We start from the raw sequence: 18,262 nt of genomic DNA on the forward strand, positions 1-18,262 counted from the left end.
ACATGTTGAATCTCCGAAGGCTGAAACCTTGACTAGGGCAACATACCGAAGCACCACGCCAGTGACAATCACTATCCTTGCCGTTAAGTGCGGCGCAGAACCAAGCGCGGGTTGCTCCCAGTATTGAGCTAATTTCGGGCGCGGTAAAATTTCAGGTTCTGCCGAAGCGGACCATAAGTCCGATCAGGTGATCGATATCCATACACTGGGGCGCAATTTTGAATAGTGCACAGCAGCAAGACGGCCTGAAGCGCGGGCTTAAGAATCGCCACATCCAGCTGATCGCGCTGGGCGGGGCGATCGGCACCGGCTTGTTTCTCGGCTCCGCCAGCGTGTTGAAGGCAGCCGGCCCGTCGATGATTCTCGGCTACGCGATCGGCGGCATCATCGCCTTCATGATCATGCGCCAGCTTGGTGAAATGGTGGCGCAGGAGCCGGTTGCCGGTTCGTTCAGCCACTTCGCGTACAAATATTGGGGCGACTTTCCCGGCTTCCTGTCCGGCTGGAACTACTGGGTATTGTATGTGCTCGTGAGCATGGCCGAGCTGACCGCAGTCGGCACCTACGTGCATTACTGGTGGCCGGGGGTGCCCACGTGGGTCTCGGCGCTGGTGTGCTTCGCCATCATCAACGCGATCAATCTCGCCAACGTCAAAGCGTACGGCGAAACCGAATTCTGGTTTGCGATCATCAAGGTCGTGGCGGTGATCGGCATGATCCTGTTCGGCGGCTATCTGCTGATCAGCGGCCACGGCGGGCCGCAAGCCTCGATCACCAATCTCTGGGCCGACGGCGGCTTTTTCCCGCATGGTTTTCACGGCCTGTTCATGATGCTCGCGGTCATCATGTTTTCGTTCGGCGGCCTCGAGTTGATCGGCATTACAGCCGCTGAAGCGGCCGACCCGCAGAAGAGCATTCCGAAGGCCGTGAATCAGGTGATCTACCGGATTCTGATTTTCTACATCTGCTCGCTGGCGGTGCTGCTCTCGCTGTATCCGTGGAATCAGGTGGCGGCCGGCGGCAGCCCGTTCGTGATGATCTTCTCGCAGATCGGCTCGACGCTGACCGCGAACATCCTCAACGTGGTGGTGCTGACCGCGGCGCTGTCGGTGTACAACAGCGGCGTGTATGCGAATAGCCGCATGCTCTACGGTCTCGCGGAACAGGGCAATGCACCGCGCGCGCTGATGATGGTCGACCGCCGTGGCGTGCCGTATATGGCGATTGGCTTGTCGGCGCTCGCCACGTTCACCTGCGTGATCATCAACTATCTGATTCCGGCCGAAGCGCTCGGTTTGCTGATGGCGCTGGTGGTGGCCGCGCTGGTGTTGAACTGGGCGCTGATCAGCCTGACGCATCTGAAGTCGCGCAAGGCGATGGTGGCGGCAGGCGAGACGCTCGTGTTCAAGTCGTTCTGGTTCCCGGTCAGCAACTGGATCTGCCTCGCTTTTATGGCGCTGATCCTCGTGATTCTGGCGATGACGCCGGGCCTGTCGGTCTCGGTGTGGCTCGTGCCCGCATGGCTGGTCGTGATGTGGGCCGGCTATGTGTTCAAGCGCCGGCGCGCAGCGATGCATGGCGGTGCGCGAGTGGCAAGGCAGTAAGGCGGATGATGGGCGCCGGGGCCGTTGGCGTCGGACCGCCCAATGTCGAGAAGAGCTTCAATATGCGGCGGAACGTCACATATTGCTTAGGCAATTATTGCCTAAGCTGATAAGTGCAATGTCGCATGTCAGGAGCCGACCATGAACACCATCATCGAACACGACGCACGTTTGGACTTGTTGCTATCGATCGCGCATGAAACGCTCGGCATCGCGACGTTCGAACTGAGCGGCAAGGCGAGCGCGGATTTACGCATCGTGCGCGTCAATAGCCTCGCGAGAGCGCTGGAAGCGGCTTACGATGCTGGCCTCATGACCGGCCGTCGAGTGAGTTCGAACGGAAGTCTTGCAGACCAACACCAGTAATGCGGTTTCAATGCCTGATTTCGTTGCTTTACGAAGGGCAATAAAGGCAGGGCAACAAAAAGCCCCGCGCAGCATGGCTGGGCGGGGCTTTTTGATTTTACACGGTACTGCTCTCGAATCTTTTTTGGTGCCCAGGGCCGGAATCGAACCGGCACGCCTTGCGGCGGGGGATTTTGAGTCCCCTGCGTCTACCAATTTCACCACCTGGGCAGGTCTTCAAGCGCACGCGTCGCAAGTAGGGCGCGCGGCGAAGACGCAGATTATGGCGGAAAATTCGACGACGGGCAAGCCGGTTGCCTTCTTCTCCTGCTCAGCCATCAAACCGTGCGTGAAAAACGTTCGAGCGCTTGCTGGCCGAGATAGCGGTCGAACACCATTGCGATGTTACGCACGAGCATGCGCCCGGCCATCTGCACTTCGAGCGTGCTGCCGCCTATCGACACCAGTCCGTCCTGCTCGAAGCCGCGCAAGCGCTCCAGTTCCGGCTCGAACGTATCGGCGAAGCGGATGCCGTATGCGGCTTCGAATTCATCGAAGCGCAGTTCCAGATTGCACATCAATTGCGTGATCACATCGCGACGCAGACGGTCGTCCGCGGTGAGGCGCACGCCGCGCGTGATCGCGAGCTTGCCCGCATCGATTGCCGCGGCATAGCCGGGCAGGTCTTTAATGTTCTGCGCGTACACGTCGCCGACTTTGCCGATCGACGACGCGCCGAAACCGATCAGATCGCATTCCGCCCGCGTGCTGTACCCCTGGAAATTCCGATGCAACGTGCACTGTGCTTGCGCGCGCGCGAGTTCGTCTGTGGGCAGCGCGAAGTGATCCATGCCGATGTAAACATAGCCCGCGCCCGTGAGCCGCTCGACCACCCGTTGCAGGATCGTGAGGCGTACGTCAGGTGAGGGCAGCGTGGCCTCGTCCATCTGCCGTTGCATCTTGAAGAGCTGCGGCATATGCGCATACGCGAACACCGAAAGGCGATCGGGCGCGAGCTCGATCATCGTGTCGAGCGTACGGCTGAAGCTGTCGACCGTTTGATGCGGCAGCCCGTAAATCAGATCGACGCCGATCGAGTGGAACCCCGTGTCACGCGCGGCTTGCATCACCGACGCGGTCATCTCGAGCGGCTGAATGCGATTGATCGCCTGCTGCACCACCGGATCGAAATCCTGCACGCCGAGACTGAGCCGGTTGAAGCCGAGCGTGCGCAGATGCGCAACGGTCTCGGGCGAGGCTTCGCGCGGATCGACTTCGATGGAATATTCGCCTTCGGTATCGGGCAGCAACGTGAAGTGCTCGTGCGCCGTTGCCATCAGTTCCGCCATTTCATCGTGCGACAGGAAGGTGGGCGTGCCGCCGCCCCAATGCAATTGCGACACGGGGCGCCGCGTGTCGAAACACGCCGCCTGCAAAGCCATTTCACGCTTCAGGTGCTCGACATAGGGACGCGCGTGCGCGCGGTTTTTCGTGGCGACCTTGTTGCAACCGCAGTAGAAGCACACGGTGTCGCAAAAGGGGATGTGGAAGTACAGGGAGAGGTCGGTGGCAGAAGCCCCGGGGTCCGCGGCGCGCAAATAGTCGGCGGGATCGAACGCGTCGCGGAACTGCAAGGCGGTCGGATAGGACGTATACCGTGGACCGTTCGCGTTGTATTTGGCGAGCAGGTCGGGGCGGAATAGCGTGTTGGCGGTGGTCATGGGGCGCTCGGGTTTGACAGCCACCCTTGAAGAGGCACGAGCCGGCGGATTCTCGGGACCGGATCGAACAGCGCAGACGCCTCTTGAGCGTGGCCTTTCGTATCCGTCCAGTTTACGTGAGCGACCCGTTGCCGGATTGTGTAAAAAGGTCGCACGGGATGCGATGGCACAATGCGGGTCTGGTGTTGCGTTGTCTGTTTTTGAGTTCAGGAAAAATGTCGTGACTGATGTGCCGAATAGCATTGTGAAGCGCGAGTTCCCATTCGATGTGGCCGGTCATGCGTGCCGTCCCGATTGCGGCGCGTGCTGTATCGCGCCGTCGATTTCGAGCCCGATCCCTGGTATGCCGAATGGCAAGCCGGCGGGCGTGCGCTGCGTGCAACTCGGCGACGATCTGCGCTGCGCGATCTTCGGCCTGCCGGAGCGGCCGGCGTGCTGTTCCGGTCTGCAACCGCAGGTGGAAATGTGCGGCGCGAGCCGCGGCGAAGCACTCGCATGGCTCACCCAGCTTGAAACGCAGACGCAACCGGAACCGGCGGTGCGCCGATAGCGCGCGGACGGTTCCGCTACGTCATCCACCCGGACAAACAAGCCAACGTAACCGCATGGTCGAAAAGGCTTCCACAGGAGATTTCGCATGACTCGACCCGCAGCGCCGACCCGGCGCCGCTTCCTGCTTGCCGCACTGACAGGCTCTACCGCGCTTGGCATCACCGTGTCGCTGGCGGCCTGCGCGACGCCCATCTTTCCGTTCATTCCGTCGCACTACACGTTCTCGCAGCAGCAGGTGCAGGAGGCGGTGCAGCGCAAATTCCCATATCAGCGCACGGTTTCGCAAGTGTTCGAGGTCGCGCTGACCAATCCGGTGGTCGGCTTCCTGCCGGACGCGAACCGCGTCTCGGTGAAACTTGATGCGCGGCTCGTGAGCCCGTTCATGCCGCAGCCGGTCGACGGCGTCTTCACGCTGTCGAGCGAACTGGCCTATGACGCCGCCAGCAAATCGGTCGTGCTGAAGTCGCCGAATGTCGACAACGTCAGCGTGAGCGGCGGCGCGCAGGCTTACACGCAGCAGATCAACGCCGCAGCGGCCGTGCTTGCCACGCAGTTGCTGACCAACTACCCGATCTACACCTTCAAGCCCGAACAACTGCAATTTGCCGGCGTGAACTACGAACCCGGTACAATCACAATCCTTACAAACGGCATACGCGTACAAATCGTCGAGAAATGACGCTGCGCGCGGCCGGCAGGGCCGCGCGCGCACCGTGTTGACCCTGTTCATATCGACTATCTACAGCGATGAGGGTCACGGATGGACTGGCTAATGGCTTGCAAGGCGCTGATTCTGGGCGTCGTCGAAGGGTTGACGGAATTTTTGCCGGTGTCGAGCACCGGCCATTTGATCGTCGCGGGCAGTCTGCTCAATTTCACGGATGACCACGCGAAAACCTTCGATGTCGTGATCCAGCTTGGCGCGATTCTGGCCGTGTGTTGGGAGTTTCGCCGTCGCATCGGCAGCGTGGTGGTCGGCTTGCCCAGCCGGCCCGACGCAAGGCGTTTTACGCTGAATGTGATCATTGCGACGATTCCGGCCGTCGTGCTCGGCTTGCTGTTCGAAAAGGCCATCAAGGCGGCGCTGTTTTCGCCGGTGCCCGTCGCGTTCGCGCTGGTGGTGGGCGGGGTGGTGATCCTGTGGGCGGAAGCGCGCCAACGAGCACGCGGTGACGCGGCGGCGCGCGTTCAGCACGTTGACGATTTGAGCCCGTTGGATGCGTTGAAAGTCGGCCTTGCTCAATGTTTCGCGCTGATACCTGGCATGTCGCGCTCGGGTTCGACGATCATCGGCGGGATGCTGTTTGGCCTCGAGCGGCGTGTGGCTACGGAGTTTTCTTTCTTCCTCGCGATTCCGATCATCTTCGGTGCGACGGCGTACGAGCTCTATAAAGACTGGCATTTACTGTCTGTCGACGCGCTCGGCAGTTTCGCGCTCGGCTTCGTGGCTGCCTTCATCAGCGCCTTCGCCTGCGTGCGCTGGCTGCTGCGCTACATCTCCGCGCACGATTTCACCGTGTTCGCGTGGTACCGGATCGGCTTCGGTCTGTTGATCCTGCTGGTGGGCTATAGCGGCGCATTGAGCTGGGCGGACTGAGTCTCCGCTTGTCGTTCGGCTCATGAAAAAAGGTCCGCGTTTGTTTGCGGACCTTTTTCTTATGGCGAGCGAGTCGTTGCGTGCAGTTTTACGACGCGGCGCGCTTCCTGAACACCAGATCCCACACCCCATGCCCGAGCCGTAGCCCACGGCGCTCGAACTTCGTCACCGGACGATAGTCGGGACGCGGCGCGTAGTCGTCGGCGGTATTGTCCAGCGCGGGATCGGCGCCTAGCACTTCGAGCATCTGCTCGGCGTAGTTTTGCCAGTCGGTCGCGCAATGCAGATAGGCGCCCGGCTTCAGACGCGAAACCAGCAACGCGACGAACTTCGGCTGGATCAGCCGGCGCTTGTGGTGGCGCGCCTTGTGCCACGGGTCTGGAAAGAAGATATGAACGCCGTCGAGGCTGTCTGGCGCAATCATCTGTTCGAGGACTTCGACCGCGTCGTGCTGAATGATGCGGATGTTCGACAGGTCCTGCTCGCCCATCAGCTTCAGCAGCGCGCCTACGCCTGGCTCGTGCACTTCGACGCCGAGGAAGTCGTCGTCAGGGCGGTGCGAGGCGATCTCCGCAGTGGTCGCGCCCATCCCGAATCCGATTTCCAGCACGCGCGGCGCAGCGCGGCCGAACACGCTATTCCAGTCGGGTTGCTCTGGCGTGAAGGGCACAACGAAACGTGGACCGAGTTCGTCCATCGCGCGGCGCTGGCCGGTCGACACGCGACCCGCACGCGTGACAAAGCTGCGAATACGGCGTCGATGCAAGGTTTCTTCTTGCGGGGCGTCGGTGCCGGTATCGGCCGGTTGGCCTTCGGTTTCGGTGGAAGCCGGCGGAAGTTCGTCCGGCAGGCCGGCGTCGTTTGGATCGTGGATCATTGTCGATACTGCTACAAGGGTGAGGGCATGGCGGCTTGCATGGCGCGTTGCGAGGCACGTTTGCGCTTGCGCGGCACGGGCCGCAGTTCGCAGGCGCGGCGGTTCGCTCGAATCGGCATGCATGGCCGCTGCCACTACAAAAAAGCCGCCTTCATGGGAGGCGGCTCGTGCGGGATTCTGCTGACGGCTCAGCAGGAAGGTGGAGCGGGCATTACGAGTGCGCGTAAGGTAGCACACCCGAAAAGGGTGCGTCCAGACGGTGGCGGGCTTGAAGGGGGCTGAAACCGGCATCAATATTACGTTTTCATAACCGTGATTGCCATTCGTATGATTTAATCGCGTTGTAAGCCATCCCGTTGCAACGATTATCAAAACGAAAATCCACTATGGGCAAACACGTACACAATCATCGTGAGGCAAAAGCCGCCAAAACGGATAGGGTCGCTATCGATCCAACTGCGGTTCCGACCACCTCCCAGAATGCACTTCGCAAAGCTATGGGCATTGAAGGCGTTCCGCTCACGCAATGCAACGATTTACTGTGGCTCATGGCGCAGGAGTCGAGCGGCGTGGTGGACGTGCGCAATGGGAAGTCGTCCGCACGCGGGCTTTATCAGTTGTTGCGGCCTCAATATGAATTGAATCCGAATGGCGAAAAATCGTTGCGTAATGCCGTTGAGGAATGTCAGGGCGGGATTCGCTATATTCTCGGGCGGTATCACACCGCTGCATCAGCGCGGCTGTTCTGGGAAAAACACCACTGGTATTGAGCAATGAAAAAGTTTCTATTGATGGGCTTCGTGTCGGCCATGTGCTGGATGAGCGTCGCGCAAGCCGCTGATGCCGGTGTGCCGCGCTTTGAAGACTTCGCGGTGAACGACACATTTGCGGGCAAAGCGGCGAAAGTGCGGCTCGTATCCGCGGACGACAAGGAATATGCGACGCGTATCCGCGAAGCCAGCCGGCAGAAGCCGAACTTCGCCGGGCACTACGTGCTGGCAAGCTGGGGCTGCGGGACGTCCTGCGTGTCCACTGTGGTGATCGATGCGAAGACCGGCCGCGTCACGTGGCTGCCTTTTACGGTGTGCTGCTGGGACGTGGATGTGCAGGAGCCGATCGAATTCCGGCGCGACAGCCGCCTGCTGGTGGTTCACGGCAGCAGGAATGAAGAGGGTGGCGGGACGTACTACTACGCGTTGGACAAAGACAGCTTCAAACTGGTTAAGGTGGTTGAGAAGGCTGCGAAGAACTAGTGGCGGCTCGCGCAATGGCGTGTTGACACCGCGCCGGCTCATCGCGTCGTTGTGCGTCTTCTCGGATCAAAGGCTGGGAGGGTATGGCTGGCGGGAAATGCGACAGACTCTGCAGCAGACTCAGACCCTTTCGCGAAGCCGCCTGATCGATCGCCAGGCGGGCTGAAAAGAATCTGGAGCGGGCGATGGGAATCGAACCCACGGCTCTAGCTTGGGAAGCTAGGGTATTACCATTATACGACGCCCGCAGAGCGCATGATTCTACTCGGGAAGGGGCGGTTAGCGCAAATCGCGCTGCCACCGCCCTTGCCACAAGGCGCGCGCAGCGCCGTTCAGATCACGAAGTAGGTCAACTGAACAGCCGCACGCGTCACCACCATTAGCAGCACCTGCACGATCACGAACAGCAGAATCGGCGAGAGGTCGATGCCGCCAAGTTGCGGCACCACGCGGCGCAGCGGATTCAGGAACGGCGCGGTCAGCTGGTACAGAATGGGCATGGCCGCCGAGCGCGGATTGAGCCACGACAGCAGCGCCATCAGGATCGTCATCCAGATGATCAGATTCAGCGCCCACTTGATGACCGTCAGCACAGCGACGATCAGCAGTGTCGGCACGAGCGTGAGCGGATCGGCGCCTGTGAGCACCACCATCAGCACCACATAAATGATGGCCGCAATCAAGGCGGCGACAAGACTCGCCCAGTCGATGTTGCGGGTGCTGTGCAGGATGTGCCGCAAAGGCAGCACGATCCAGTTGGTGGCTTGCAGCACGGCGTTCGAGACGGGGTTGTACGGCGGCAAACGCACGACCTGCAGCCATGCGCGCAGCAGCAACGCGGCGCCGAACAGCGTAAAGACGGTATTGAGCAGAAAGCGGGCGATATCGCCAAACATCTCGTGTCCTTATCCTTCGGATGACGGCCGTCGATCGGCCGCGGGTGCCGGCGCGGACCGATCGGTGCGCCGGCGGGTTCATTTAGATTGCCTGCGCCGTTCCCGCGGGAGGGCGCGTGACGCGTCACAAATGGGGACGCGGTGGATCAATTTCCAGATGCTCGAGTCAGTCTAGTCGGCGAACCGCATGCCGGCCAGGCCGAACCCGGCCACGGGATATCACACAGAAATCTTGATTTCGCTGATCAGAATCGTGCCATTGCCGCCGTCCGTGTAATTCGGAATGTCGGCAACCAGCTGTTCCGAGGCCGGCTTGAAGACCTTGTAGAAGTCGTCCGCGCTTTCGAACAGAAAGTGACCTGCAGCGACATACGGCGGCGGCGTTCCCGGCGGCCCGGCATTGATGCCGACGTCGACCGACCAGCCTTTCAGCGACGGCCCGAACAGCTTCGCCGCGAGCGGCATGTGCGTGACGCAGTAGTAGTCCACGTCGAAGTGGCCGTTTTCCCGGTACGGATAAAGGATGCTGACCTTGATCATTGTGCGTTCTCGTCTGTTGGTCCCGAAGCGCGGCGCTGGCGGATTGCGCGCGGCGCCGGACGTCACATTATCACGCCTTACTTGACGCTTGCACCTGCTGCGGCCTGATTCAGCGATCGATTGAGCGATTCTTCCACCGCTTCGGCAATCGCCTCGATTGCAGCAGGCGGATTGGCGCCGCGTTCGGCCAGTCCGACCGCACGCCGCGACAGCAAACCGTACAGCGCGGCGTGGTCGCCGCCGAGGCCTTCCAGCAGTGCCAACTGCTTTTCCACGACTCCCGTATCGCCACGCGACACGGGGCCGGCGAGCGCGTTGGGCAGGCCTTTGTCGCGGGCGGTTTCGATAGTGCCGGAGAGCATCGGCAGCAGTGCGCGCAGTGCGTCGTCTTCGGCAAAGCCCAGCGTGCGCCATAGTGCGACGCATTCTGCGAGGCTGCACAGCGCGAAACTGGCGGCGTAATGCGCGGCGGCGTGATACAGCATGCGGCCGCCCGCTGGAATCGACAGCGGATGACAGCGCAGGGCGACGGCCAGCGCCGTTAGCGCGTCCTTGAGCGCGCCGTCGGCCTCGATTGTCACCGAGCAACCGGCGATACGGTCGATGTCGGCGAGATCGCCGCTAAAGAGGTAAAGTGGGTGAAATCCGCCGATCGAGGCGCCCTGGTCGCGTGCCGGGGCCAGCAATTCGACCGGCGAGGCGCCGCTGCAATGCACGAGCGCTTTGCCGTGTGGGCCGCTTGCCGCGTCCGCCGCGAACCGCAGAGTGTGCGCTGACGTACCGATACTGTCATCGGGAACGGCTAAAAAGACGATGTCTGCGGCGTCGACGACCTGTTGTGGATCGTCGAATGCCGCGCAATACTCGATTTGACTGGCGAGCCGGCTGGCCGAGGCTGCCGTGCGGCTCGCCACCGCCGTGACGGGATAGCCGGCGCGTGAAAAGCTTAGCGCAAGACAGCGCGCGAGCCGGCCCGCACCGATGAAGCCGAGGCGCGGCAGAGAGGGCTGGGACATGGTTGCCTGCTCCAGACGGGATACTTGAAAGAGAAAACAGAAGTATCGCGCATCCGTCCAGCAGTGGCGTGTCCCGGCGCCGGCATTCCTCTGATCAGTGCGCGCGCGATATGGCGCCTCTGGTCGGTCATCCGGGCGCGCGCGCCCCGCGGGTCCGAAAACTGCTCACAATTTCTCCATGAGCCGGTTTGGCAGTTGCTGTTCTGGGTTTTTCGTCTCGCAGTCAGATTCGGGAGGTAACGATGAATATTTTTTCTTACCGAAAGCACTTGCGGTTCTTGACGCACTCGCAGCGCCGTCGCTGGTGGGATCAGAAGAAGCGTCTGACGCCACGCGTGTGTATCAGCGGCGCGTATGTCCCGCCCAACGTCTCCAGAGAATTCGCCTATGTGAAGGTAGGCTGAAATACCGTCTGCTCACGTGTAAGAAATGCCCGGTGCGATTGCGCCGGGCATTTTTCATTTGAGCCGTCAGAATTGAAGCTAATTTGTAATCAAAGATTACTGACAAGTGAGGGCGCGAAGCCGCGAGACCCGCAAAGCAGTGGATTTGCGTCCGCTCGACCGCTGGCAAACCCTTAGTTCTCGGTCCGTTGCACGACGTGTCTGGCCGGCGCTGCGCCGGTGCACATTCCGACCCATTGCCGCCAATTGCAATTTGCAACAAATGCGAACATCTCGGCGCGGTCTTTTTCGATACATTGATTTCATAGCATGCAACGCATGCGAAGTCGGCGACCTTAGTGGGCCGCGCCAGGAGAATAAAAGTGAAAAAGATCGTTCCGTTTGTCGTTGCCGCCGCGCTCGGCGTGGGGTTCGCTACCGCTGCGGAAGCGCATGTCTCCGTCGGTATCGGTATTGGCATTCCAATCGCACCCGCCTATCCGGTTTATGCAGCACCGCCGCCGGTCTATTACGCGCCGCCGCCTCCGCCGGTGGTGTATGCCCCGGGCTATTACGCGCCGCCGGCAGTCGTGGTGGGTGGGTATTACGGTGGCTATGGCCGTCCTTATTATCACCACGGCTATTACCGTGGGTATTACGGCCACGGCTACTATCGCCGCTGATCGCAAGAAGCGCGCAGAGAGGTGTTGACGGCGTAACGCCGGCTTGATCGCCGGGTTACGCCGTTTGTGTTTTTACTGCGGCATACCAAAGCACTGGCGAAGCTGGGAGAATGGCTATTTCGCCCCCGCTCTGGAGAATTTCGCCGATGCAAGCGCTTCCCGCCCCCACTTTCGACGACGTACTCGACGCCGCTGCGCGTCTCGACGGCGTCGCCCACCGTACCCCTGTTCTAACCTCAAGCACGTTCAATGAGCGCACGGGCGCGTCGGTGTTCTTCAAGTGCGAAAATTTTCAGCGCATGGGCGCCTTCAAGTTTCGCGGCGCCTACAACGCGATTTCGCATTTCAACGAGGAGCAACGCAAAGCGGGTGTGCTGACGTACTCGTCGGGTAACCACGCGCAAGCGATCGCGCTATCGGCGCGCCTTGCGGGGATTCACGCGACGATCATCATGCCGCACGACGCGCCCGCTGCCAAAGTCGCGGCGACCAAGGGCTATGGCGGCGAAGTGATCAGCTACGACCGCTACACCGAGAATCGCGAAGAGATCGGCCGGCGGCTCGCTGAAGAGCGTGGCATGACGCTGATTCCGCCATACGACCATCCGCACGTGATCGCGGGGCAGGGCACGGCGGTGAAGGAGTTGATCGAAGAAACCGGCCCGCTCGACATGCTGTTCGTTTGCCTCGGCGGGGGGGGGGTGATCGGCGGCAGCGCTTTTTTGGCGGCGGCATTGAGCCCGGCGTGCACCGTGATCGGCGTCGAGCCCGAAGCCGGCAACGACGGCCAGCAATCGCTCGCGCGCGGCGAGATCGTGCATATCGATGCGCCGCGAACGATTGCCGACGGCGCTGCCTCCACGCACCTCGGCGACTACACGTTCGCCATCATCCGGAAACTGGTCGCGCAAATCGAAACGGTTAGCGATGAGCAGTTGATCGAGACCATGCGCTTCTTTGCGCAACGCATGAAGATCGTGGTCGAGCCGACGGGCTGCCTCGCCGCGGCTGCCGTGCTCAACGGCATCGTGCCGGTGAAGGGCAAGCGCGTGGGTGTGGTGGTGAGTGGGGGCAACGTCGATCTGGCGAAGCTGGCGCAGTATCTCGCCTGATAGGCTTTACCGCTTTACGCCGCGCGGCACACGTTGAAATCGATGGAACACGGCTCGCTATGGCGAGCCGTTTTTTCTAGCTTGCCACCGGGGCGGTTTGCACGATCAGATCGTGATACCCGTTCACGATCACGCTATACGAGAAGTACGCGAACAGCAGCGCCGACAACACGTGGCACGCGCGCAGCAAGCCGGTGCCGGCGCGTTTGCGGCCGTGGCTGCCGAGTCCGCAGAGAAAGATCGTCCAGCACAAGCCACCCAGGAAGAAGCCGCCGAGGAACACCGGCGCAGTCGTCACACTGGTGGCGCCGGCTTTCGCGATAAGCGCGCCGCCGACTGCGGCGAACCACAGAATCGCCGAAGGCGACGACATCGCCAGCAATACGCCGCGCAAGAAACCGCGCCATGGGGAAAGATGTGACGCTTTGGCGTCCGCTTCTCCGGCAACGGCCGGTGCCGACGCCGGGAACAGTGCTTCACGCGCCATCTTCCACGTGAGAAACAGCAGGATCGCCGCGCCGCCGATCCACACTACCCAGCGCACCGATTCGAATTGCAGCAGCGCAGCCATTCCCGCAAGCGCGAGCGCAGCATAAACCAGATCGCCGAAACAGGAACCGAGGCCCAACCAGAAGCCCGGTTTGAAGCCGTGCGACAGCGTCAACGAAATCATCGCGACGTTGACGAGACCGATATCCAGACACAACGACAACGACAGAAAAAAACCATCCGACATCATTGAAAAGGCATGCATCCGCGCAACCGCTCCATCAGTTTTGTTATTCAGACTTGTTCGCGCGCGAGCGATCCGGCGGGTGACGGGATCGCTTCGATGCCGACAGAATCCTAAAAATTCCAGAGTGTGATTCGGGATCTGTTTTTACAGTCCCAACTCATCCCACAAGGTATCGATGCGTTGTTTGACCGCCTTGTCCATCTCGATTGGGCGGCCCCATTCGCGATCGGTTTCGCCAGGCCATTTGTTGGTCGCGTCAAGTCCCATCTTCGATCCGAGACCGGCCACCGGTGAGGCGAAATCCAGATAGTCGATCGGCGTGCGGTCGACCAGCACGGTGTCGCGCGCCGGATCGATACGCGTGGTGATGGCCCAGATCACTTCTTTCCAGTCGCGGATATTCACGTCCTCGTCGACCACGACGATGAATTTCGTATACATGAATTGCCGCAGGAAGCTCCACACGCCGAACATCACGCGTTTGGCGTGGCCGGGGTAGCTCTTCTTCATCTGCACGATCGCCATCCGGTAGCTGCATCCTTCGGGCGGCAGATAGAAATCGGTAATCTCGGTGAACTGCTTCTGCAACAGCGGCACGAACACTTCGTTGAGTGCAACGCCGAGCACGGCGGGCTCATCGGGCGGTTTGCCGGTGTAGGTGGAGTGGTAGATCGCGTCGCGCCGCATGGTGATGCGCTCGACCGTGAAGACGGGAAACCACTCCTGCTCGTTGTAATAGCCGGTGTGGTCGCCATAGGGGCCTTCCAGCGCATGTTCGTAAGCCGCTGAGGCGCCTTTGAGCGGCCGTGGCGGCGCGCCTGCGGGCGCGGGCGAGGGCGTGCCTTCCTGTGGATAGATGAAGCCTTCCAGAACGATCTCCGCGCGCGCGGGCACCTGCAAGCCGTCGACGCCTGGCGTGATGCACTTCGCGAGTTCGGTGCGGCCGCCGCGCAGCAGTCCGGCGAACTGGTATTCAGAGAGCGTGTCAGGGACCGGCGTGACCGCACCGAGGATGGTCGCGGGGTCGGCGCCCAACACCACGGCCACGGGATACGGTTTGCCCGGATTCTGCAGCGCGAACTCGCGAAAATCGAGTGCGCCGCCGCGATGGGCGAGCCATCGCATGATCAGTTTGTTACGCCCGATCAGTTGCTGGCGATATATGCCTAAATTTTGTCGGCTCTTATTCGGGCCTTTTGTGACGGTCAGGCCCCATGTGATCAGCGGCCCCGCATCGCCCGGCCAGCAGGTCTGAATCGGCAGCTTTCCGAGGTCGACGTCGCTGCCCTCCCAGACGATCTCCTGGCAGGGCGGCGCGCTCACCGTTTTGGGCGCCATGTCCCAAACCGCCTTCGCGAGCGAGAACAGTTTGCCCGCGTCCTTGAGCCCCTTCGGCGGCTCCGGTTCCTTCAATGCGGAGAGCAGGCGGCCGACGTCGCGCAACGACTCCAGCGCCGCGCCATCGCCTTCACCCGCTTGCGCGTCGATCCCCATGCCGAGCGCGACGCGCCGCGGCGTGCCGAACAGGTTGCCGAGGACCGGGAACGCGTGCTGCTGCTGGCTCTCAAACAACAACGCCGGACCGCCCGCGCGCAGCACGCGGTCGCACAATTCGGTCATTTCCAGGACGGGCGAGACGTTTTGCGAGATGCGGCGCAGTTCACCGATCGTTTCGAGACGGCCGACGAAATCGCGCAGGTCTTTGTATTTCATCTGGTGCGGTAGAGAGCCGCGCAAGCGGCAAAAAGGAAGGGCGCCGCGGGGCTTCGCGGGGCCAAAACGATTGTCGATTTTACCTGTGTTGGCGGGCGCACGTAGATTGGCCCAACGGTCAACTTTGGAAGGGGTAATTGAGATAGCTCAAGAAGCGCGCGCCGCGCGGTTTTCGGCGGACTGAACACTGTTCATTATTACAATTAGTTATAGATTTGCTTATTTATAGTGTTGACGATCTATAAAACCCTGCATAGAATCCGTCCACATTGGTTGCAGGGCGTGAACCTTTTTACCACCGCCCCCGGTCCCTTCAGACGCAACGCGTCACCGCTTGCCGACCCCCTGCACGGTATTTGGCGGTCTTACTGAAGTTCTCGCCAGCGCCTGTTGACGCTGGTTTTTCGCGTGGGAGCCTCCGCCTGCATGTTTTTTGGCATGCCGCGGGCCTCTTTTCAAGATGGCTCCCCACAAACGGTATATGCCGTTTTCCCGACGTCGCTGCTGCCCTAACCAGACAGTGCGCGCGATGTCTTGACTCTGCGAACGTGTGTTACCGCCTGTTCAACTGGCGGAGTTCGCGGATCATGCAACATGGGAGATCTGAATGAACGCCTGGTTATCGTGGCGTCCCGATGAGCGTATCGCGCAAGTTGTGCGTGGTGCGTTGCGTCGCGGGACGCGAATGAGTCATCACCTGTTCAGCATCGTCGGTGGTATCGCCGTCGTGCTGGCCGTTACGCTGTGGCTGATGCCAGCTTTGCGCGGCACCCTTGCCGCCAAGCTGATGCCGGTCATTTCCGCCGCTGTGCAGGCCGGTCCCGCCCGTCTGCTGCAGGGCAACCCGCTGCCGGCTTTCGGGCCGCCTCGTGCGTCCTCTGACGAGGCGCTGTCCGCGAATTCGACCAGTAGCGACGCCACTGGCGGTGCGAACAGTCCCGTCACCGCCAGCAATACCAGCTACGACGGTGCCTTCGACGGCACCGGCACGTCCGGCACGGGCGTGGTGGCGGCGCTGAACGGCCTCGACCCGCGCACCATGCAGAGCGTGTCCGCACTGGCGCGGCTGATCCCGGCGCAGCGCGTCTCGGCCGACGCGCGCGACGATCATGTGCTGGTCTCGGCCCGCGAGCAGGATCTGGTTTCTTCATACTTGGCGCGGCGCTATCGCGTCGCTCAGGAGCCCGTTAGCGAGCTCGTGAAGGCAGCGTTCGACACCGGCCGCGAAGTCGGTCTCGACCCGCTTCTCCTGCTGTCCGTGATGGCAATCGAATCGGGCTTCAACCCGTACGCCGAGAGCGGCGTGGGTGCGCAGGGCCTGATGCAGGTGATGTCTAAGGTTCACTCTGACAAATTCCAGTATTTCGGTGGCCAGAGCGCTGCGCTCGAACCGTTGGCGAACATCAAGGTGGGTGCGCTGGTGCTGAAGGATTGCATCTCACGCGGCGGTTCGCTGCCGGGTGGTTTGCGTCTCTACGTCGGCTCGACCTCGCAGGACGACGGCGGCTACGGCGCCAAGGTGATGGCCGAGCGTGGTCGTCTGCGCGATGTGGCGCGTGGCCGCAAGGTGCCGATCAACGCACCGCAGGCGCCGGTTTTGACGGCGTCGAACACGGCGCCGGCTGCATCGACTAACGGCAAACGCGTGCAGGTGACGCTGGATGGCGGGCATCCGTTGAGCGCGGCAGCGCCCGTGAAAGCGCCGGTGTCCGATCAGGACGACGCCAGTTCCAATGCCACCAAGCATGTGGCATCGGCCTCGGAGCTGGGCGCTTGATGTTGATGTAACGCAGGTTGCCTGGCATGAGACGGCGGCAGGTATAAAAAAGGACACCTCGAGTGTCCTTTTCCTTTTGCGGCTGGCACTTGCGGTGGCCTGCTCGGCTGTGAGGCCCGCGTCACAGGCATTGCAATCCGCCGCGCCGGACCTTTTGGGGGCTCAACCCCACAGCGCTTATGCCTGTTCGGTCAATGCCGTCCGAAGAGCTTCGCCAGCCGCTCCACTGCTTCTTCCAGCTTCGGCAGGGCGGTGGCATACGATAGCCGGATGTAGTCCTTCGGCGCGTGCGTGCCGAAGTCCATGCCCGGCACCAACACCACACCTGCTTCGTGCAGCATCGCCTTGGTTAGCGCCGCGCTGTCTCCGGCCGCCTGATGCGCGACCGTGCGGCAATCGGCGTACACATAGAACGCGCCGTCAGGCATCACCGGCACCGAGAAGCCCAACGATTCGAGCGCCGGTGCAATGAAGTCGCGGCGGCGCTTGAATTCAAGGCGGCGCGCTTCGTAGATGGCGATCGTTTCCGGTTCGAAGCAGGCCAGCGCCGCATGCTGCGCGAGTGCCGACGCGCAGATGAACAGGTTCTGCGCGAGCTTTTCGAACGCGCCGACCATGCCGGGCGGCACCACCAGCCAGCCCAAACGCCAGCCGGTCATGTTGAAGTACTTCGAAAAGCTATTGACCGTGATGACGTCGTCACCGTACGAGAGTGCCGAGACGGGCTTCGCGTCGTAGCTCAGGCCCTGATAGATCTCGTCGACGATCGTAAAGCCGCCACGGGCCCGCACGGTTTTGACGATGCGTTCGAGCTCAGCGGGTTCGATCGACGTGCCGGTCGGGTTCGACGGCGACGCCAGCAGCACGCCACGGGTGCGCTCGTTCCACAGGCGCTCGACGTCGGCGGCAGTCAGCTGAAAGCGTTCGGCCGGCCCGCTTGGCACCATCACCGGCTTGCCTTCAGCCGCGATCACGAAATGACGGTTGCACGGGTAGCACGGGTCGGGCATCAGCACTTCATCGTCGCGATCAACCAGCGCCGCGCAAGCCAGCAGCAGCGCGGCAGACGCGCCGGCGGTGATGACGATACGCGCCGGATCGACGCTGACGCCGCAGAACTCAGCGTAATGCGCCGAGATCGCCTCGCGCAGCGCGTGCAGGCCGAGCGCATTGGTGTATTGCGTGACGCCGCGGCGCAGGGCGCTCGCGGCCGCCTCGATGACCGGCTCGGGGGCGGTGAAATCGGGTTCACCGATTCCCATGTGTATGATGTCGCGCCCATCGCGCTCGAGCAGCGCGGCCTCCTTGGCCAGCTCCATCACATAGAAAGGCTGGATGGCGTCGACGCGGGCAGCAAGCCGCACCAAGGGTTCGGTCATGGAGTTCATACGATCAAATCCAGTTCAGAAGCAAAAGCGGGACGGCGCTGCGCACATAGGTTCATGCGCGCAGCGCCG

The 18,262-nt window shown here is 61.7% G+C and carries 18 protein-coding genes and 2 tRNA genes; 10 read left to right on the forward strand and 10 right to left on the reverse strand.

Translation table 11 applies throughout. The features are described from left to right. Window positions 1-218: 218 nt before the first annotated feature. Together GNZ12_RS12180 and GNZ12_RS12185 are read left to right on the forward strand one after the other, a co-directional pair. Window positions 219-1,604 carry an amino acid permease gene (locus tag GNZ12_RS12180; RefSeq protein WP_172310574.1) on the forward strand — a complete coding sequence of 462 codons (1,386 nt, stop codon included), beginning with the start codon at window positions 219-221 and terminating at the stop codon, window positions 1,602-1,604. Between the two features lie 141 nt (window positions 1,605-1,745). Next, window positions 1,746-1,970, forward strand: a complete 225-nt coding sequence (locus GNZ12_RS12185) for a DUF6900 domain-containing protein (RefSeq protein WP_172310575.1) — start codon at window positions 1,746-1,748, stop codon at window positions 1,968-1,970. Window positions 1,971-2,095: 125 nt separating this feature from the next. On the opposite strand, the gene GNZ12_RS12190 is transcribed toward GNZ12_RS12185, so the two are convergent. Both GNZ12_RS12190 and hemN read right to left on the reverse strand, forming a co-directional pair. Then, window positions 2,096-2,180, reverse strand: a tRNA-Leu gene (locus GNZ12_RS12190). A 107-nt stretch (window positions 2,181-2,287) separates the two neighbouring features. Continuing rightward, on the reverse strand, window positions 2,288-3,670 hold the full coding sequence (gene hemN / locus GNZ12_RS12195; RefSeq protein WP_172310576.1) for an oxygen-independent coproporphyrinogen III oxidase: 1,383 nt from the start codon (window positions 3,668-3,670) through the stop codon (window positions 2,288-2,290). A gap of 220 nt (window positions 3,671-3,890) precedes the next feature. Here hemN and GNZ12_RS12200 point away from each other — a divergent pair, with 220 nt between their 5' ends. From GNZ12_RS12200 to GNZ12_RS12210, 3 genes are all read left to right on the forward strand, one after another. Then, window positions 3,891-4,220, forward strand: a complete 330-nt coding sequence (locus GNZ12_RS12200) for a YkgJ family cysteine cluster protein (protein WP_172310577.1) — start codon at window positions 3,891-3,893, stop codon at window positions 4,218-4,220. Between the two features lie 87 nt (window positions 4,221-4,307). Beyond that, window positions 4,308-4,901, forward strand: a complete 594-nt coding sequence (locus tag GNZ12_RS12205; RefSeq protein WP_172310578.1) for a DUF1439 domain-containing protein — start codon at window positions 4,308-4,310, stop codon at window positions 4,899-4,901. 81 nt (window positions 4,902-4,982) lie between these two features. After that, window positions 4,983-5,819 carry an undecaprenyl-diphosphate phosphatase gene (locus tag GNZ12_RS12210; RefSeq protein ID WP_074282455.1) on the forward strand — a complete coding sequence of 279 codons (837 nt, stop codon included), beginning with the start codon at window positions 4,983-4,985 and terminating at the stop codon, window positions 5,817-5,819. An 88-nt stretch (window positions 5,820-5,907) separates the two neighbouring features. On the opposite strand, the gene trmB is transcribed toward GNZ12_RS12210, so the two are convergent. Beyond that, window positions 5,908-6,696 carry a tRNA (guanosine(46)-N7)-methyltransferase TrmB gene (trmB, locus tag GNZ12_RS12215; RefSeq protein ID WP_172310579.1) on the reverse strand — a complete coding sequence of 263 codons (789 nt, stop codon included), beginning with the start codon at window positions 6,694-6,696 and terminating at the stop codon, window positions 5,908-5,910. Window positions 6,697-7,082: 386 nt separating this feature from the next. Here trmB and GNZ12_RS12220 point away from each other — a divergent pair, with 386 nt between their 5' ends. Beyond that, complete coding sequence (locus GNZ12_RS12220; RefSeq protein WP_172310580.1) at window positions 7,083-7,466, forward strand: aggregation-promoting factor C-terminal-like domain-containing protein; 384 nt, start codon at window positions 7,083-7,085, stop codon at window positions 7,464-7,466. Window positions 7,467-7,469: 3 nt separating this feature from the next. Further along, on the forward strand, window positions 7,470-7,949 hold the full coding sequence (locus GNZ12_RS12225) for a hypothetical protein (RefSeq protein ID WP_172310581.1): 480 nt from the start codon (window positions 7,470-7,472) through the stop codon (window positions 7,947-7,949). A 174-nt stretch (window positions 7,950-8,123) separates the two neighbouring features. On the opposite strand, the gene GNZ12_RS12230 is transcribed toward GNZ12_RS12225, so the two are convergent. The 4 genes from GNZ12_RS12230 to GNZ12_RS12245 all read right to left on the reverse strand — a co-directional run bounded on the left by GNZ12_RS12230 (window position 8,124) and on the right by GNZ12_RS12245 (window position 10,401). Continuing rightward, window positions 8,124-8,197 (reverse strand) — tRNA-Gly (locus GNZ12_RS12230). An 84-nt stretch (window positions 8,198-8,281) separates the two neighbouring features. Next, window positions 8,282-8,845 (reverse strand): YggT family protein, encoded by a 564-nt coding sequence (locus GNZ12_RS12235; protein WP_172310582.1) that lies wholly within the window; start codon window positions 8,843-8,845, stop codon window positions 8,282-8,284. 219 nt (window positions 8,846-9,064) lie between these two features. Then, window positions 9,065-9,385 (reverse strand): EthD family reductase, encoded by a 321-nt coding sequence (locus GNZ12_RS12240; RefSeq protein WP_121112413.1) that lies wholly within the window; start codon window positions 9,383-9,385, stop codon window positions 9,065-9,067. Window positions 9,386-9,462: 77 nt separating this feature from the next. Next, window positions 9,463-10,401, reverse strand: a complete 939-nt coding sequence (locus GNZ12_RS12245; protein ID WP_172310583.1) for a Rossmann-like and DUF2520 domain-containing protein — start codon at window positions 10,399-10,401, stop codon at window positions 9,463-9,465. Between the two features lie 766 nt (window positions 10,402-11,167). On the opposite strand from GNZ12_RS12245, the gene GNZ12_RS12250 reads away from it, so the two are divergent. After that, a complete protein-coding gene (locus GNZ12_RS12250) occupies window positions 11,168-11,467 on the forward strand; it encodes a hypothetical protein (RefSeq protein WP_172310584.1) in 300 nt (99 codons plus the stop codon). A 146-nt stretch (window positions 11,468-11,613) separates the two neighbouring features. Further along, on the forward strand, window positions 11,614-12,579 hold the full coding sequence (locus tag GNZ12_RS12255; protein ID WP_172310585.1) for a threo-3-hydroxy-L-aspartate ammonia-lyase: 966 nt from the start codon (window positions 11,614-11,616) through the stop codon (window positions 12,577-12,579). Window positions 12,580-12,655: 76 nt separating this feature from the next. Here the strand turns inward: GNZ12_RS12255 and GNZ12_RS12260 are convergent, their stop codons facing one another. Then, window positions 12,656-13,333 carry a LysE family translocator gene (locus GNZ12_RS12260; protein WP_172310586.1) on the reverse strand — a complete coding sequence of 226 codons (678 nt, stop codon included), beginning with the start codon at window positions 13,331-13,333 and terminating at the stop codon, window positions 12,656-12,658. 126 nt (window positions 13,334-13,459) lie between these two features. Further along, window positions 13,460-15,028 carry a UbiD family decarboxylase gene (locus GNZ12_RS12265; RefSeq protein WP_172310587.1) on the reverse strand — a complete coding sequence of 523 codons (1,569 nt, stop codon included), beginning with the start codon at window positions 15,026-15,028 and terminating at the stop codon, window positions 13,460-13,462. Between the two features lie 607 nt (window positions 15,029-15,635). Here GNZ12_RS12265 and GNZ12_RS12270 point away from each other — a divergent pair. Beyond that, entirely contained in the window at window positions 15,636-16,805 is a 1,170-nt protein-coding gene (locus tag GNZ12_RS12270; protein WP_172310588.1) for a lytic transglycosylase domain-containing protein, read from the forward strand. Between the two features lie 191 nt (window positions 16,806-16,996). On the opposite strand, the gene GNZ12_RS12275 is transcribed toward GNZ12_RS12270, so the two are convergent. Next, window positions 16,997-18,193, reverse strand: a complete 1,197-nt coding sequence (locus GNZ12_RS12275; protein WP_172310589.1) for a pyridoxal phosphate-dependent aminotransferase — start codon at window positions 18,191-18,193, stop codon at window positions 16,997-16,999. Between the last annotated feature and the right edge of the window lie 69 nt (window positions 18,194-18,262).

This window comes from Paraburkholderia solitsugae, assembly GCF_013177695.1.
Classification (GTDB): domain Bacteria; phylum Pseudomonadota; class Gammaproteobacteria; order Burkholderiales; family Burkholderiaceae; genus Paraburkholderia; species Paraburkholderia solitsugae.